20 protein-coding genes and 3 tRNA genes are annotated in these 17,090 nt (G+C 39.6%); 21 read left to right on the forward strand and 2 right to left on the reverse strand.

The features are described 5' to 3' along the window. The first annotated feature begins 7 nt into the window (after nt 1-7). The 11 genes from BLR42_RS13455 to BLR42_RS13505 all read left to right on the forward strand — a co-directional run bounded on the left by BLR42_RS13455 (nt 8) and on the right by BLR42_RS13505 (nt 6,340). Nucleotides 8-1,489, forward strand: coding sequence for a 3'-5' exonuclease (locus BLR42_RS13455; protein WP_091870122.1), 1,482 nt, complete (start codon nt 8-10; stop codon nt 1,487-1,489). Between the two features lie 165 nt (nt 1,490-1,654). Next, a complete protein-coding gene (locus BLR42_RS13460) occupies nt 1,655-2,167 on the forward strand; it encodes a hypothetical protein (protein ID WP_091870124.1) in 513 nt (170 codons plus the stop codon). Nucleotides 2,168-2,291: 124 nt separating this feature from the next. Continuing rightward, nucleotides 2,292-2,474: a hypothetical protein gene (locus tag BLR42_RS22365; RefSeq protein WP_139165162.1), complete on the forward strand. Its 183-nt coding sequence runs from the start codon at nt 2,292-2,294 to the stop codon at nt 2,472-2,474. Further along, nucleotides 2,446-2,643, forward strand: coding sequence for a hypothetical protein (locus BLR42_RS13470; RefSeq protein WP_091870130.1), 198 nt, complete (start codon nt 2,446-2,448; stop codon nt 2,641-2,643). The genes BLR42_RS22365 and BLR42_RS13470 overlap by 29 nt, the downstream gene beginning before the upstream one ends. Before the next feature lie 532 nt (nt 2,644-3,175). Further along, nucleotides 3,176-3,433 (forward strand): helix-turn-helix domain-containing protein, encoded by a 258-nt coding sequence (locus tag BLR42_RS13475; RefSeq protein ID WP_242879331.1) that lies wholly within the window; start codon nt 3,176-3,178, stop codon nt 3,431-3,433. 45 nt (nt 3,434-3,478) lie between these two features. After that, nucleotides 3,479-3,551: transfer RNA gene (locus BLR42_RS13480), tRNA-Glu, on the forward strand. Nucleotides 3,552-3,553: 2 nt separating this feature from the next. Beyond that, nucleotides 3,554-3,628: transfer RNA gene (locus tag BLR42_RS13485), tRNA-His, on the forward strand. Between the two features lies 1 nt (nt 3,629). Further along, nucleotides 3,630-3,712, forward strand: a tRNA-Tyr gene (locus BLR42_RS13490). A 157-nt stretch (nt 3,713-3,869) separates the two neighbouring features. Beyond that, nucleotides 3,870-4,229 (forward strand): helix-turn-helix domain-containing protein, encoded by a 360-nt coding sequence (locus tag BLR42_RS13495; RefSeq protein ID WP_091870132.1) that lies wholly within the window; start codon nt 3,870-3,872, stop codon nt 4,227-4,229. A 2-nt stretch (nt 4,230-4,231) separates the two neighbouring features. Then, on the forward strand, nt 4,232-4,939 hold the full coding sequence (locus BLR42_RS13500) for a metallophosphoesterase family protein (RefSeq protein ID WP_091870135.1): 708 nt from the start codon (nt 4,232-4,234) through the stop codon (nt 4,937-4,939). Nucleotides 4,940-4,945: 6 nt separating this feature from the next. Next, complete coding sequence (locus BLR42_RS13505) at nt 4,946-6,340, forward strand: hypothetical protein (protein WP_091870138.1); 1,395 nt, start codon at nt 4,946-4,948, stop codon at nt 6,338-6,340. A 21-nt stretch (nt 6,341-6,361) separates the two neighbouring features. On the opposite strand, the gene BLR42_RS13510 is transcribed toward BLR42_RS13505, so the two are convergent. Both BLR42_RS13510 and BLR42_RS13515 read right to left on the reverse strand, forming a co-directional pair. Then, on the reverse strand, nt 6,362-6,775 hold the full coding sequence (locus tag BLR42_RS13510) for a hypothetical protein (protein ID WP_091870141.1): 414 nt from the start codon (nt 6,773-6,775) through the stop codon (nt 6,362-6,364). Nucleotides 6,776-6,787: 12 nt separating this feature from the next. Next, a complete protein-coding gene (locus tag BLR42_RS13515) occupies nt 6,788-7,642 on the reverse strand; it encodes a Cof-type HAD-IIB family hydrolase (RefSeq protein WP_170832775.1) in 855 nt (284 codons plus the stop codon). A gap of 468 nt (nt 7,643-8,110) precedes the next feature. On the opposite strand from BLR42_RS13515, the gene BLR42_RS22805 reads away from it, so the two are divergent. The 10 genes from BLR42_RS22805 to BLR42_RS13555 all read left to right on the forward strand — a co-directional run bounded on the left by BLR42_RS22805 (nt 8,111) and on the right by BLR42_RS13555 (nt 16,592). Continuing rightward, the gene (locus tag BLR42_RS22805; protein ID WP_155831392.1) at nt 8,111-8,272 is read left to right on the forward strand and encodes a hypothetical protein; all 162 of its coding nucleotides are present in this window, start codon (nt 8,111-8,113) and stop codon (nt 8,270-8,272) included. A gap of 139 nt (nt 8,273-8,411) precedes the next feature. Further along, nucleotides 8,412-8,972, forward strand: coding sequence for an NUDIX hydrolase (locus BLR42_RS13520; protein WP_091870146.1), 561 nt, complete (start codon nt 8,412-8,414; stop codon nt 8,970-8,972). Further along, a complete protein-coding gene (locus BLR42_RS13525; protein ID WP_091870149.1) occupies nt 8,959-9,279 on the forward strand; it encodes a putative quinol monooxygenase in 321 nt (106 codons plus the stop codon). Before BLR42_RS13520 ends, BLR42_RS13525 begins: the two co-directional genes overlap by 14 nt. 26 nt (nt 9,280-9,305) lie before the next feature. Next, nucleotides 9,306-9,449, forward strand: a complete 144-nt coding sequence (locus tag BLR42_RS22810; protein ID WP_170832776.1) for a hypothetical protein — start codon at nt 9,306-9,308, stop codon at nt 9,447-9,449. Nucleotides 9,450-9,738: 289 nt separating this feature from the next. Further along, a complete protein-coding gene (locus tag BLR42_RS13530) occupies nt 9,739-9,954 on the forward strand; it encodes a hypothetical protein (RefSeq protein WP_139165163.1) in 216 nt (71 codons plus the stop codon). Nucleotides 9,955-10,324: 370 nt separating this feature from the next. Further along, nucleotides 10,325-11,800, forward strand: a complete 1,476-nt coding sequence (locus tag BLR42_RS13535; protein WP_091870154.1) for a serpin family protein — start codon at nt 10,325-10,327, stop codon at nt 11,798-11,800. Between the two features lie 11 nt (nt 11,801-11,811). Continuing rightward, on the forward strand, nt 11,812-11,988 hold the full coding sequence (locus tag BLR42_RS24225) for a DUF4342 domain-containing protein (protein ID WP_369094661.1): 177 nt from the start codon (nt 11,812-11,814) through the stop codon (nt 11,986-11,988). A 191-nt stretch (nt 11,989-12,179) separates the two neighbouring features. Beyond that, on the forward strand, nt 12,180-13,136 hold the full coding sequence (locus BLR42_RS13545; protein ID WP_091870159.1) for a helix-turn-helix transcriptional regulator: 957 nt from the start codon (nt 12,180-12,182) through the stop codon (nt 13,134-13,136). A gap of 25 nt (nt 13,137-13,161) precedes the next feature. Beyond that, on the forward strand, nt 13,162-15,141 hold the full coding sequence (locus BLR42_RS13550; protein WP_091870162.1) for a hypothetical protein: 1,980 nt from the start codon (nt 13,162-13,164) through the stop codon (nt 15,139-15,141). A 5-nt stretch (nt 15,142-15,146) separates the two neighbouring features. After that, nucleotides 15,147-16,592 carry a hypothetical protein gene (locus BLR42_RS13555; protein ID WP_091870182.1) on the forward strand — a complete coding sequence of 482 codons (1,446 nt, stop codon included), beginning with the start codon at nt 15,147-15,149 and terminating at the stop codon, nt 16,590-16,592. Nucleotides 16,593-17,090: the final 498 nt, after the last annotated feature.

Raw genomic sequence — 17,090 nt, forward strand, 5'->3', positions numbered from 1 at the left:
TGCTGATATGGGAGAAAAATTCTTAAATGTCTATAACAAAACCATAGAGATGACCGATGCTCAAATGGATTGCATTGATTATGTCGGAGAAAAAGTCTTAATGGTAAAAGGCGCAGCAGGCACAGGAAAGAGTGCTGTTATTCAGTATAAGGCACTAAAGTATTTGGAAGAGTATGAGGCTGGAAAAAATAATAAAGTCATCATTTTTACATATAATAAGTCACTGGTTAGGGCGACAAAACAGATTCTTTCTCTTAATGGTGATAAGAGTGGCTATATTAAGGTTACTACGCCAAATGCGCATTTTGAGAATATATGCCTTGCCTTGAAACTCGACAGAAATAGCATATGTGATCAGGAGACAAAGCGGCGCTTTGTTCGGGAAGCATTACAGGAACACAAGGAAGCTGCTGGAGTGCATAGGCTGAACAGGCTGAGCACTGATTTTTGGGAAGATGAGATTCGATGGATGAAGGAATCGAATGTTACAACAAATGATAAGGAATACTATTTAAAAAAGCTTAAAAGACCCGGACGTGGGACAAACGTAGTTTTTTCCGATGAGGAAAAAGAGGTTGCTTTTGATATTTTCAGCTGTTATATGAATATTTTAAGAAGAAAGAAAATGGTTGATTGGGAGGATCTGCCATTATATATAATTCGGCATCCTGAAAGAATACCGGAATCTTTTAAATATGACCATGTGCTTATCGATGAAGCGCAGGATCTTTCGCTTGCTCAGATGATGGCAGCCATGATGATATATAAAAAAGATATGTTTGTAGCGCTGGATATAAATCAGCGATTATATGGGAAGCATTGGACAACAAAGCAGCTTGGTATAAGCAGTACAACAAAGAAGTTGGAAGCTCCGATGAGGACAACCATGCAGATAGAAGCTCTCGCTGAGTCACTCCGGGCAAAAAATGATGATGACTTTATGGATGATGAGGATGATATCAGTCTTAGAGAAATACCTAAAATGTTGGGAACACCTCCAACTGTGGCAATGTTTAATTCTTTGCAAGAGGAGAAAGAGTACGTTATTCGTATAATAAGAGCGTGGCTTAAGGAGAGCGATGAGATTTCGATTGGTATCCTTGCTGCAAAAAAAACACAATTGGATGTATATGCTTCTTGGATGACAGATGCAGGTATCCCAAAGGAAATAATTAAAAGGGATGGTGATTTTGATATTACAAAGCCTGGTGTAAAGATAGTGACAACACATAGTGCAAAGGGAATGGAGTTTTTTAGAGTAATTATTCCGCAGTTTAATGAGGGCAATTTTCCATATGGATATAGCCCGAAACTTGAGGATGAAAAAAGAGAATTTTTGATAAAGGAAAGAAACCGTGCTTATGTGGCTATGACAAGAGCACGTGTAACACTGAATATTACTTGTAATAAGAATAAAAAATCTAGATTCTTCGATTCTATGGATCGAAGATGTTATGATTTGGAGGACATGACGATACAAACTGATTAGGACAAACTGATTAGAAGTGCAAGAACAATTGTTCTACAATGAAGAGAGGATTATTGGACAGCAAAAGAGTTATAGTGTAATCATAGAAAACAAAATAAGGTTTGGGATTTGAAAAAAGTTTGTTGGGGATGCAATTTTTACATCATTGAAAGGTAGGTATTAACTATGATGAAAAAAACTTTGATTGCATTTTCAACTTTTTTTGCTTTAGGAATTGTAGTAACGATGGTAGGAATAACTGCCCATGCAGAGACCAGACAGGAGAGGTATCAAAGACGACAGTATGAAATGTGTCAGAAATATCTGGACGAGCTTGAAGAAGCAGGGAATCTGACACAGGAAGCAATAGATGCACTTGATGGACCGAATAGTACAAGAAAGCCCAATCATAAATCTAGTAGCTCAAGCAATAATACAGAAAGCGGATCCAGTTCAGCAACCACCCAGGGCAAAGGATGGGTTTATTCATCGGATGAACTGCATGTAATAGGTCTTCCTGAAGGCTCTAATGGCTATACAAAACCCGGTTATTATGGAGACGTGGATGGATCTTATTCATCAGGATATTCTGGAGCCGGTAAAGGCTGGGTATATGATGCTGATGAGCTTCATGTAATAGGATTACCTGAGGGAGAAGATGGGTACACAATGCCGGGATTTTATGGAGATATTGATTGATAACATCATACTGAAAGGGGCGTGATGTTATGGAAACTTTTATAATCCTAATGCTGAGTATTATTTATTGCATTTGGAAATATTTAAAAGATAATAGGACAAAGATTGTTAGGAATATAAAGATATGTTTACTAAAACTATTGTCAGGATTTATGGCAGTATTGATGTTGGTGCTGATACTTTTAACAGAATTATTACAGGAATCCTTGAACAAAATAGGCGAAAAGGAAAAGAAACTCTCTTTACAAAAGAGGTTGGATTCGTGAAAGGTGGTACATATGGGTATATTTGGATTGTTTTCAAGTGATGATGAACATGATGTCAGGTTAACAGATCGTGAAATAGAGAAGCTTACAAAGAATATGTCCCGTTCTGAAAAGAAAGAATTCTATCGTAGGCAGGAAGAACTTGAGCGCGATCGAGCCGATAAGGAAGCCTGGCTTTGGGCTATGGGAGATTGGGACGAGGATGATTGATTATTATACTAGTGGTATGATGCATTACATTTGTAACCATGTTATTATGAGTACAACAAAGGAAAGAAACAGGGCGATGCCCGGAAAGGATTAAGCGATGTTTACAGTTACATTTAGAAGTTATCATAGTGAACGACTCTATGCACTGCACGGATATGAGCAGGGCTTTAATAGAATGCGTCCACATCAAGATAACTTAAAGCGAATGAGCTGTATGGAGATATAACCGTTTTGGGATAATACCAGACATATATGCCGCTTATCTTGTGAAGGACAGGGTAAGCGGTATTTTTTATGCAATAAGGGCTTGTGGCGAAAATGGAATACGCACCTGACTTAGGGCTCAAAGCGTCCAGTGGACGCTTGCCCTGAGCCGACCGGAACGGAGTGTAGACAGACGTCGCAAGGCATGAGGGTTCGATCTGCGTTTCACTTCGGTCCGCGCAAAGCCAGCATCCCCCGGATGCTGTGCGCCCCTCCAGGCCCATCAGCTCATGAAGTACCGCTGATAACAGGAAGAAGGAGAAAAACGATGTTTACAAATATTCCTGCGATCAACATGGTCGCAACAGGGCAGAGAATTTCAGATTTAAGAACAGCAGCGGGGATGTCCGTAAAGGATTTACAGGATGTATTCGGATTTGGAACCCCGAATGCTGTATACAAGTGGCAGAGAGGGTTAGCTTTGCCAACAGTTGACAATTTGGTTGTGTTATCTGCGGTATTTGGAGTTTCAATAGATGACATTATTGTAGTAGATACTGGCATGAAGGCGCAGATAAGCGCATGAAAACAAAATAAATTGCGGGACTGAGGGTAAAGCAGTTCCGCGCATGGTCCCCTAGTCTAAAGGTTAGGACACAGCCCTTTCAAGGCTGGGATACTCGGTTCAAGTCCGGTGGGGATCACTGTGGCCATAGTACAACGGTTAGTACGGCGGATTGTGGTTCCGCATATCCGGGTTCGATTCTCGGTGGTCACCCCATGGGTAGGTAGCCTAGCGGCGAAGGCAGGGGTCTGTAAAACCCTGACAACAGAAACGGCGTGAGTTCGAGTCTCACCCTGCCCACTATTTTCATTTATAGACAGCTCCTGATCATAATGAAAGGGGCTGTTTTGCCAATTTATCAACCACGAGTTAACTGACAATGGTGCGCTTTATCATTACAATAATATGTGAAGCTCCATGTTGTTTTAGTCTTGAAAGAGGTTAAGGAGATTCTGGGATGATTAAGTGTAGTTATGACCAGCTTAAGGATATTTTGGAAAGATGCGGAATTATTGAAGCTCATAATGCTTTAGATTATTTTGCTTCCTGGGAGGAACCTGACAGATCTGCAGGTATAGACATGGAAGCTACAAAGAAAAGAATATGCGAGCTTATCAAGAAAAAGGGATTAAAAGATAAGACGATAGCGGAGAAGATGGGAATTACACCGCAGGCTGTAAATAAGTGGAGACACAAAGGAACTTTTCTTGTAATAGAGAACCTGTATATTCTTAGCGGATTATTGGGAGTCAGCATGGATGATCTGATAGTTCCGGCAGCAGTGAAGAAGAATTATTGTTTGATTGAGAGACATTAGAAATGAGCAGAGTGTTGGTTATTCCAGATGTGCATTTAAAGCCCTGGATTTTTGATAAAGCAGATAAAGTAACTCGGGATTCTTATGATGACATCGTAATTCTTGGAGACCTTGTAGACGATTGGAATAGAGGAAATGACCTCGATGTTTATAGGGAGACATTGGACAGGGCTGCAGAGTTTGGGAAAACTCATGACAAATCCCTGTGGTGTTATGGAAATCATGATGTTTCATATCTTTGGGATGCTATGGAATCAGGTTATTCAATACAAGCAAGGGAAACAGTTATTGAAGGGATTACCAAGCTGGAGCGTGTGCTGGAGGATCGCTACAGATTCGTGCATAAGATTGAAAATACTCTTTTCAGTCATGCAGGACTTACTGAGACTTTTGTGCTTCATGCATGTGGATATCATATCAAAGATATAGATGAGATTATCACAAAAATTAATCATATGAAAAAGGATCAGTTATGGAGAAACAGTTCGCCAATCTGGGCAAGACCTCAAAATGATTTTTACAGGATGTTCAGGGATGACATTTTTTACCAGGTAGTTGGGCACACTCCAGTGGAGGAACCACTCAACCTGGGTGGAGTATTGTCTTTGGATCTTTTCTCGACATACTCTGACGGCAGTGCTTATGGTAATCAGAAACTATATATTGTAGATACTGAAGGAAGGTCTTATTCAGAAGCTGAGGAGCAGTGAAGAATTATGTTTTTTGAAGATGATGATAAACAATATAAACTGGTGGCACCGGACATTGACAGTCTTATTCGCTATTTTGACAGCAGGGATTTAATCAATGCCAGAAAGTCGACTCCGGAATTATTTGCCGCCATGAAACCAATATTTGAAATACTAAAGCCGCTGGCACCAATCAGGAAGAATAGTGATGTGAAGGCGCTGTGGCTTAGGATTCCGCGAGGTACGATTGATGACTACGACAGCTTTGAAGATATGAAGCTTTATGGTGATGTAGAAACCTATGAGGAATATGAGCAGCGTTGGAATAATGATTACCCGGATGAGTATATCTGGTATGAGCTTGTTGTTGCCTGGTGCCTCGATAGGAATGGTGAACTTAGTTATTATGGCATGGATTTGGGAAATGAGAGAATCATCGCGGCATCCATGGATGACGTAGTGTTTGAAGGAAGAGGATATTACGCTCAAGAGGCAGCAATGAAGCTTTGTGAGCTTATAATACCGGCAGTAAAGGAGGCCATGAGCCTTCTTAAGGAAGGAAAATATAATGATCTTGTCGAAAAAGAGCTTCCATATGAATTCCGTACAGGCGTGGTAAAGCGTTCTGATATCTGGAGCACTGATCCGGAAACTAAGGAATATGCTTATGATGGATTATCTGAAGAAGCTGTGAGTCGGTTTAGGGAAATGATCAGTTCCGGTGTAAATGATCTGAATAGAATCGGGCGAATCAAAGAATTTACTGCCAATGATTTCTTCAAGGCATGCAAACTGGGATATGATGCAATAGGAAAAGACACCAGTAGATTCTCATTATCAGAGATGTATATGCGTTTTTCGGATGGAAGGGACGAAGGCCTGACGGGTAAGGGCCATGGTCTTAATGAGGGTCCGGGAATAGATTTTGAAGATCCTAAAGCCTGGGATGAGTGGTATTACAACAGAGAGCAGCAAGGTGGTCATCCATGGGAAGTTGTCCCCGGCGGCAACAGCACACACATGGAGCTGTATGTCTGCAATGATAAACGTGATCTTGAATGGGATTTACGAGGAGGCGAGATTACAGAGGAAGAGTATCAGGAAAAGATCAAGAAGGCAGGGTATTACTTTTATATAGTCGGCGTTCACAGACAGTTTGAGTCAATAAGCTTTTATCTTGCGTTATCAGATGCAGGACTTCCGGTAATCATTGGAAGTGCTGAAGAAATGGTGGCAAGTTTTGATGGATCAGATTATGTAGGAGTTGTTCCTCATCATATGTATACCAGATACTGTTCAGATCTTTTCCCTGATGAATATGGGGATATCATAGATTTTACACATGTTTATAAAGATGAGGATGCCTGGTTTGACAAGATCACATGGCTTCCTGAGGAACCGGCAGTATTATTGCAGGACTGATTATAAAAGCATGGATGCAATTTATAGCAGGAAGTTTTCAGCGTAATACTCGTTTGTAAGCTCTTTTATAAAGCCCTCAGGTGCTCTGACAACGGTACTTTCGCGTATGTTCCGGATGATGAGCGGATACTTGGGGGCTTTTGTATTAAATCCGAGAAGGGCATATTTGTTGCCATCGAGGCCAACGAAGATCCTTTTATACATGCCTTTCCCAAGACCAAGGTGGGTATACTTCCATACATCACGGTCGAATTCCCTTTGAGCGATATCATCCTTGTCATGACCGTTATTTACGGTAAGTTTGCTGGTGAAGTCATTTTCGGAATATGAGATGCTGCCAAGAGAGATGGTCACACCATATTTTTCTTCAAGGCTTGCGACAGCTTCTTTAAAGTCTCTACGGAACTCAGTTAGGGTATTCTTGTTTATTTCCATTGTTATCTCCAATTAAAGATCAAAATAGTCTCTGATAGCAAAGCCAACACCGTTATGGTCGCTGTCCTTTGTAATATAGTTTGCAAGCTTCTTTATATCACTGCGTGCATTCATCATGACGATAGAAATTCCTGCGGTAGTTAACATATCGCGGTCATTGTCGGCATCTCCAATGGCCATTGTTTCTTCAATGGGGATACTGAGGAGAGAAGACAGCGTCTTAAGGGCAGCGCCTTTCGAGACTCCCTCAGCATTCATTTCAAGGCTTGTTTCCTCTGCCAGTGCAAATGTAAGGGGGAGATCTTTTAATTCCTCATAACCGCGGTGGCGGTCTTCCTGATTCCGGAAGTATATGTTTATCTTGGTGATGGAGTCGTGCTTTCGACTTTCAGCAGCCATGTCATCAAACTGTCTGGTTACTTTAAGGTACATGGGCTGGTAAACACCCATATGGAAATCGTCCATGTGGTTGATATCAGCTGAAGATACAATGGATTCATTTTCTGTGAGGAAAGTGAGCATTCCGTCGTATTTATCTGCGACTTCAATTATTCTTTCAAAGCAGGAAGAAGGTACTTCTTTTCTGTAAATGACCTTCTTGTCCATGCAATCATAGATTATTGCGCCACTGTAGCAGATGGCATAGCGGATCATGGGAGTGATCTCAAAGTACTCCTTCATTTCAACAAGCGCTCTGCCGGTTGCGTAGGAGAGGTGTACTCCTTTATCAGCTACCAATGAAAGATCATCAAGCGTCTCAGGTAGAATCTTTTTATCCGATGTGAGAAGGGTTCCATCCATATCCATTGCGATCAGGCTGTAGGGTAGGGAGCCTTCTTTGTTATTATCATTATTCGAAATAGACATAATTACGTCCTCTTGCATATCTGTGTTCATCCTTGCAAATTATACATGATTTTGAAGAAATGCCAAGGTGAGGAATTTATTTTCAGATTGGCTACTTGAAGTCCATAACTGTCTTATGAAAGTCCATTTCTGTCATAATTGGTACATCAACTGTCTATTCAGATTCCATTAAATCCTGAAATCTTGATAAATACTCCCTTATTCTTTTTCTAGTCATCCTTAGAAACAGAAACGATGAGCTAATCAAAAAATCACATGATAATAATTATAAAAATCCAATGAAATTGATATGGGGATATTGCTGGGTGATGTATAACATAATTACAGAGAGTACACACGATGAATAAATAGCAAAAGCGATGAATATTGTGTTTTAAAAACCCGGGAAATAATATTATAAGCTCAGAAAGAAAAAAGCAACAGCCAACTGGCTAACATATACCATAACCAAGAAAGGGGTAAAATACTATGAGATTTAATGATGTTCAGGATACAAGAAAAGCAGAAGTTAAGAGAGAGCAGAGAAACGAAGCATTCCATAAAATGTATGATGAATGCCTTGAGAAGCTTTCAGCATTCTATAACAGAGAGAAGATGACAGTAGCTTTTGGAGCAACATTTACACTCTGATTCTTCAAAGGATAGATGAAGTTTAATGAAACGGAATAGAATGATAATCCCTGGAGACGTTGATCGATTTTGGTCAATGCTCCGGGGATTTTTACGTTATAATATTAATACATTATGATGAAGCGAGGGGGATTGTTTTTTGGAAGAGATTTTTGATGTAACAGATGATAACGGTTTTCCTGTGGGCAAGACGGTTACAAGGTCCGAGGCTCATGATAAGGGAGTACCACACAGAACAGCTCATATATGGATAGTTCGTAAGGCTGGTGATTCATATCAGGTATTGCTGCAGAAAAGAAGCGCCAATAAGGAATCGTTTCCTTTGATGTATGACACTTCTTCAGCAGGGCATATCCAGGCAGGTGATGATCCGTTGGAATCAGCGCAGAGAGAACTGTTCGAGGAACTGGGAATAAAAGCGCATGAGGGTGACTTTACCTTCGCAGGTAAGTTCCATATCAAGTATGAGATGGAATTCCATGGCAAGATGTTCAGGGATAATGAGGTTGCTTTCGTATATGTCTATGAAAAGCCAGTGGATGAGACGAAGCTTGTCCTCCAGACCGAGGAAGTAGAATCGGTTAAGTGGTTTAATATAGATGAAGTACTTGAAGGCTGCAAGCATCGAGATGGAACGTTCTGTGTTCCGATGGAAGGGCTGCAGACAGTGAGGAGATATTTGGGATATGATAACTGTTAATCTTTATTACAAGGGAACAAATGGTAATGCCAGAGCTTTTGCTGATGAGATGGAGTCATCGGGGATAGCAGATTCAATCAGAAATGAGGATGGGAATCTTCGCTATCAGTATTTCCAGCCAATAGGAGATTCTGAGACAGTGCTCCTAATAGATTCATGGACAGATCAGGCGGCTGTTGATGCACACCATGCCTCACCGATGATGGAGCAGCTGGCAAAGCTCCGTGAGAAATATGATCTTCATATGACAGTTGAGAGATTTGTCAGTGATGATTATGAAGGTGATGAGGGCTTCATACGAAAGTAAAGTGTAGATGGTAGGAGTTTCAGAAAGTGCAGATCAGAGAACTAACAGAGGCTGAGTGCGTGGCCTACGATGAAATGACTAAGAATGCAAAACAGCTCACAATATTTGGGACTGAAGAGGAGCTGGATGCCAAAGATTTTATAATTGACCGGCAGGACGGGGAAGAGTAGTTCTTGGTACATTAGATACAACATAATAAATTCTATATGCCAGAATTATCTGCGACCAAAGCGGAGGATTCTGGCATTTTATTTTTCAAAATGGAGAATTATGGAATGCCATATTGCGTTTCTGAATATACATAATATCGGTTGCTTTTAATATCATATTTATATCAGATAAGTGCATAAACACACAGAATAAGTGAATTATGCAGAAAGGTTCCTTCCAGGTGATATAAGTGTGATAGAAGCACGGATAACATATCATTATAAGGAACAGAAAGCAGGGGTGGTAGCTATGAAGAAGGTATTTGTAAAAAGAATCATAATGGTAATTGCAGTAGCAGCAATCGTTTCAGGTTTTGGCTTTGCTACTAACATGAAGGTGGCAGAGGCCAAGTCACAGATGATGGAAATAACATGTCATCACTGCCATGAGAACACAACCGTGGATGTTTTGTTGGATGATGTTACATGCAGTCACTGTCATGAAAATATCCATATTGATGGCTGATACATTACCGATAATATGAGCCCAAAAGGTTAACATAATGCCATCCATACCCGATATATATATCAGAAGGACAATCATACAGGGAACGCGACAAGCCTCCGGTTTCTGTATGTGAACCTCCCGAGAGAGCCCGAGCTTTCAGAGGATGTAACTAATGAAACGATAATAAGAGAAAATCTCCTTTTTAAAATTCCTAATACAATATAACCAAAGATGCCCTGATCAGATGGTCAGGGTATTCTTTTGCAATAAAATTCATAGATTGTGAACAGAGGAATTAGCAATTTTGTGAATGGACAATAAATGACCAATTAAAATTATAAAATGATCATAGTAACACAGATATACCCTATCAAGGAGGTCATTATATATGCTTGATAAAAAAAAGAAATTCAATGATTACTATGATGAAATAACTAGCAAGTTTGCTGAACAGTTGGTGGCAGAAACAAATAATGTTGTGTTTTCGCCATATTCTATTGCTTCAGTATTGTTACTCTTGAGTGAGGCTGTGGATGGAGATGCTAAGGAAGAACTATCAAAGCTGCTAAATGGCAGTAAGAACTTAAATTATACGCAGGATGAGATAGTGGCATTTGCAAAAGCTGTTGCTAAAAACGTAGAGTTTCATTCGACTAGTGCAGTTGCAGTTAATGAAGATTATGCGGAAACCATAAAAGACGAGTATAAGAAAAGAATTAATAAGATATTAGGGGCTAAAGTCTTTTCGTCGGATAACATGGTTGAAGATATAAATGCTTGGGTAAAAGAGAATACCAATGGCATGGTAGAAGCCATCGCTAATGAAGAAAATATGAAAAATGTGTTGATGTGTATGCTGAATGCGGTAGCTTTTGAAGCGGAATGGCGACAAATGTATGAAAGCACTGACGTTGAGTATGGAGATTTTCATAACGCAGATGGTAGCTGTGATGAGATTGTACTACTTAGGAGCACTGAAGATGAGTATGTTGAAAATAAGGATTTCGCCGGTTTTATAAAACCATACCTAGGCAACGAATTCATATATATGGCTCTTTTGCCTAAGAATGAGAAAGCTGATATGAAGAAGCTTCTTCGGAATAATGGAATATCGCAATTATATAAAAATAAAAAACATGGCGACATAATCGTAAAAATGCCAGAGTTTAATTATGAGTTTGAAACAAATCTAAAAAAGTCGTTGGAAGACTTTGGCGTTTATAAGGTGTTTGGAGATAATGCAGATTTCTCACCTATGTCCTCAGCACATTTACGTATGGATGAGATTAAACACAAGGCTTTGATCAAGGTGGATAGGAATGGAACAAAAGCTGCAGCGGTGACATGTGGAGATACAGGTGCCGGTGATATATGTTTGCTCGAAGATTTTAGGGAAATTACATTAGACAGACCATTCGTTTATGCAATTATCCATGCTGATACGGAACTGCCAATATTTGTAGGGGTTACGAACGAGATTAAAAATGCACAGATAGAGATAAATGAAAAAAATCTTGATATGGAAGGATTTGAGCCAAAGCACTATGAATTTAGAACATTGGAAGAGCGTTATGATATGTGTTGCACCAGATATGATGAGATAGAAGAAAAAATAAGACCGGTCATTGAAGAAGATCCAATCAACAATATAAGGCTCAGAAGAATTAGTGATCAGATGCATAGTGCCATGCGGAATAGTAACATACGGGAATTGGACGCTATAAATTATACAGTGAACAACATACTTGGAATCGCTAAAGAGGAATCCTCAGAAGTCTGCGAGCATAAGGAGAAAATTGATTGCAGGAAGAACGTAGAAGGCATAGTCAAAATTATCAAAGAAAAGATTGAAGAAGGAAATTAGATCGCATTCGTATCAAACATAATGGTGAAATGATACTAAATATTCCTGTGAATGCTGGGATTGTTGGTGGTGTTGCGGGTATGTATTTTATCCCGTGGGCGATGATAATAAGTGCAGCTACAGCATTTGGATTAGGTTGCAACCTTGAGTTTTCGAGGATAAGCAAAGATGGGTGGAGGAGTGTGTGATTCCGCTGTAAAAGGAAGGCACAAATTGCATTTTAGAGTAATTTAATAATCTATAAGCATATATTAGCTATAATAATAGTAATGGGGCTTTTTGAGGCTCCATTACCATTAACAATCTAAGCGATGGACAGTGGTTGTCCAATATCAAGGGTATAATCTAAGCATCAAGGTAACATAAGCAGGAGAAGTATATGGCAGAGGATAAAGAGGTTAAAAGCAACCGTGCCTTATCTATATATTCGCGTCTTATGAATGGCCGTATTATTTACAAGACGGAAGAGGCAGTGCGCTTTGGTGTATCTGAAAAAAGCATCCAGAGAGACATCGAACAGATTAGAAGTTTTCTGGATAATCAGGCAGTAACTGATGGAATTCCTAATAATTTAATATATGACTATCAGAAAAAGGGCTATCTTATCGAGCAGGCTGAGGATGCACACTTTTCAAATGATGAGATCTTGGCTACCTGCAAGATACTATTATCTAGCCGTGCATTTACAAAGAAAGAGATGAATATCATCTTGGATAAGCTGATTGCATGCTGTGTTCCTATAAGTAATCAGAAGATCATTTCCGATTTGATGCTGAACGAGCGATATCACTATGTTGAGCTTACACATAAACAGAACGTATTAGATAAGATGATGCTTCTTGGGAATGCGATAGAGTTCCAGTTTGTTATAGAGTTTCAGTATCAGGGAGTAATAGGGGTTGCACCAAAGCATAGGGAAGTTGAACCGCTGGCGATAATGTTTTCTGAGTTTTACTTTTATCTTGCAGGCCGTATAAGGAATATTGATGCAGAGAAGGAATTCGATAATCCCAATGATGCATATCCCACAATATACAGAATTGACAGAATAAAGAAACTTGTCATAACAGAGGAGCATTTTTCAAGACCATATAGGAGTCGCTTTGAGGAGGGTGAGTATAGGAAGCGCATTCAGTTTATGTATGGCGGAAAACTTCGAAAAATAAAATTCAGATATAGCGGATATTCTGTAGATGCTGTGCTTGATCGATTACCTACAGCCAAGATTCTCGGGGAAGACGATGGAAAATATCTTATAGAAGCGGAAGTCTTTGGAGATGGAATAGATATGTGGATTAGAAGCCAGGGAAATTTTATAGAACTGATGGATCAGTGACAGGACATCATGCTTGGAGGTTTTTATGACTGATAAAAAGAAAAATGATTTTTTGGATAAAGCAATGGCTACTATGGGTGAGATTGGTTCAAAAGTTGGTAGTTCAATAAATGACATAAAAGAACAAGCTACTCCTGCAGCAGAAAAGCTTGCAGGTGAAGTAAAAAAACAGTCTCAGAAGGCAATGGACACTTTACAGGAAAAGGCGCAGGCAGCTAAGGAAGCTAAAGAGAAAAGGGATAGGGAAAAGCATACCGTAGTTCAGCTAAAGGGTTCCGAAATTAAAATCCTTATTCCGGATGGATATACAAAACTTCAAAATAAGAATCCTATTAAGGCAGCAGCACAGAATATTGCCAATGAAGATGCTGCATTTCAGAAGGTTACAAGCAATTCTAATAATGTTGTGGTTTTCTTCAAAACTACACCAGATAAGGCTATGGATCCTGATAATCTGCAAGGGATAATTGATGGTATTCATGAGGTTCATGATGATAATCAGGGATTGGTTGAGGCAAGAAATGGAGAAACAAAGAGGGGATATAAGTATATCTATAGCATTGTTAAAACCCACATGGAGGAATCCATGGGCTTTAGGTATTTTATCAGACTGAATCTGGTAAATAGCTCGGATATTATCGAGATCAATGCGGATTTTATAGAGATTGGGACTACTGGTGGAAGGGAAGCAATATGTATGGATTTGGCCAGAAGAGCAGAACTGATGAATTGGTCTGAAAACGGATTTGAGGGATGGTTTAAAGATCCTTATGACCCAGAGCATTCCAGAGGCTCGCTGAAGAGTCTTGCAGAAATGGAAGGGATAGACGGATTTTTCCCAGATCATCCTCTTACGCAGGCACACGAATTGCTATATGCAGTATTGAACGATGAGTTTGTCACTGTCAGATCTGAGACAGCGAAAGATGCTGATGACAGTGAAGAAAGTACGGATAAGGAGAAAGAGCCAGAGAGAACGGAAGAAGAAAAAAAAGAAGAGGAGAAAGAATTCTTATTGGGCCTATTTGTTGATGAGTGTAGAAGATACACATATCCCGTAGAAATTGAGAAAGAAAAAAAGGCAAAGGACATAAAAAGGGAAAAGAAGGGAATGGCCGCGGAAGAGGAATCAACAGAAGAATCCGAGCGGACGGAAGAAAATAATGGTAAAGAGAAAAAGGTAAAGGATTCTTTAGATGATAAGCTTCGAAGGGCAATTGATGAATATAATGCAGCATATACGCTGATGAGTGATAAGGGAACCAACTTATATATTCAGCGAGAACGATCAATAGATTTAATGCAGAATGTTGAAAACCTGATTAACAGCATAGCTAATCATCCTAAGTCATTTGATGCTGATATTTCAGAGATTGTAACAATGCACCAGAACTTTAAAAAAGTATGTGAGTATGCAAAGCAGGAGCTTGAGGCAGCGCAGAAATCAGCTATGAGTGCGGGAGCTGGGTTAGCTGGAGGAGCGGCAGTGGCAAGTTTGGCGCCAAGTGCTGCTATGTGGGTTGCTACAACATTCGGAACGGCATCCACAGGAACTGCTATATCAACTCTGTCTGGAGCAGCAGCTACAAAAGCAGCGTTAGCATGGCTTGGGGGAGGTGCATTATCCGCTGGTGGAGGTGGAATAGCTGCAGGAAATGCGCTTTTGGCATTGGCAGGACCTGTTGGATGGGGACTTGCTGGTGCTACGTTGCTTGCATCGATTGCTTTATTTACAAATAAAAAGATCAGACTTGAAAAACAAAAGAAAGAAGAAATCGAGTCAGTTTTGAGGAACACTGAGAGTCTAAAAGAAGTGGATGAGAAGATTAAATCATTACTGGATCAAACTGAGTCTCTACGAGATAGTGTTAATGCTCAATACGGAAAGTGTCTAAGTTCTTTTGAAAAAGATTTTACTTCCATATCGGAAGAATCGCAGATGGCGCTTGGGACACTTGTTAATGAAACAAAGGCACTGGCAGCATTGCTTGAAAAAGGAGTTTAATGCTTATGGCAGTAGAGGAATTGGCTAAGAGTAATCAGGAGCAGGCAGTAGCAGCGTGGATCAATTATCTTAATCAAGTGAGATTGGATAGGCTTGTGGAATTCCTGGGGCAGCAGGACATTAATCTTGAAAATGCGATGGCTGATATTGATAAAGCCTTTGAAGAGATTCATGAGCTTATTGATACTAATCGTGGCGGGCTTAAAGGAATGCATGGTTTCATAGCTGAGGCTGCTGAAGTTGGTATCGGAAATGCCAGAGAAAACATAAAAGGTAATCCGGATATATATACCTGGCTCAATGATAATGGGGTTTCGGATTTATTAAGAGGCAGTACGGAAATACAGCAGAAATTCTATCAGTCAGATTTGTCATTGGGGGCTATTTCAAGACATTTGGAAAAGTATCCTGATTACTTAAAGGGTGGTGCCAAGTATCAGATTCCAAAAGATCAATATGAAAAAATAAAGGAGCTTCTTTCTGTTTCAAAAGAAGAAGCTAATAAGATGCCAACATCGGATGGTACTTTTTCACTGAAACAATGGAAGATGGTGCATGAGTTTTTTGAAAAGGGCAAAATCACGATAGATGATGTAGAACCTTCAGCTTTGGAGTATAAAGAAGTTCAAAGGAATCAGATTGATACTACGCTTGATGAAGAGCGGGAAGCTTTAAAAGAGATTGATGCAAAAAGGAGAGTTGAGGCGAGAGAGGCTGCAGAGCCTTCTTTGCAGGAAGGGCTAAAAGCTACAGCTGTATCAGCAGCTATAGAAGGTGGAGTTGCATTAACAAGCGCTATCATAAAGAAAAAGAGATCCGGCAAAGCTATTAAAGAATTTTCACAGGATGATTGGATTGATGTTTTCAAGGAAGCCGGGATAGGTACAGTAAAGGGTGGTATAAGAGGGTCAAGTATTTATGCACTAACAAACTTTACAGCAACTCCTGCAGCAGTTGCTAGTTCATTTGTGACCGCATCGTTTGGCGTGGCAGAGCAAGCTCACTTATATAGGACAGGAGAGTTGGACGAACTTCAATTTATCAATAATGCAGAGTTGCTATGCTTGGATGCCGCCATTAGTGCACTTTCATCATTTGTTGGTCAGGCAGTTATCCCTATTCCTGTAATAGGAGCTGTTATTGGAAATACTGTTGGTTCAACTATGTATAAGATTGCTAAGGACGGTTTATCCCAAAAGGAGCAGCAACTCATAAAGGAATACAATGATGAAGTTGATGCATTCCAAACAAAAATGAATGATGAATACATAAAATATGTAAACAGACTGAGAGAAGAATATGGGTTGTATATGGAGATATTGGAACAGCTATATTCTGTTAATGTTATGGAGGCGTTTGAGGGATCTGCAAAGATAGCTCAGTTCTATGGCGTTCCGACAGAGGAAATATTGGATACTAAGGAAAAGGTTGCAGCATATTTTCTGGAATAAGCCATATCATTTCAAAATGTTAGGTTGATTTTTGAGGGTGGTGCTATATGTGTGAAAAACTTGACGTGAGAATTAGTAAGAAATTATCAATAACGATACTTATTATAGTGTTTCTGTTAGCATCTGTTTTTATCGTAGTTAATGCAGGAAGCAAAAAAGTAGTAATGCATGGTTTTAAGTATGAGATAGAGGATAAGAACGGTTTTGATTCTTCACGTGGAAAAAAAATAGAGAAATTCGCATATGGTAAAAACTCAATAGGAGAGTTATCAGTAAATGGTGCCAAGGAAGCATCTGGCAAACATGGTGGTTTCTATACGTATGGTGCTACTGAAGAAGTGACATTGTCATTTTCATATGATGGTGCTTTTCATACTGACACAAAAGAGGATTGGAATATCACTTCTTCAGATGAGAAGACTGTAAATGGTTGTGATATTTCAAAGCAAGTAAAACAAGGTGCAATTGTTGTTCAGCAATCAAAAAATGGGAAAGATT

Source organism: Butyrivibrio sp. INlla16, assembly GCF_900104155.1.
In the GTDB taxonomy this organism is placed as follows: Bacteria; Bacillota; Clostridia; order Lachnospirales; family Lachnospiraceae; genus Butyrivibrio.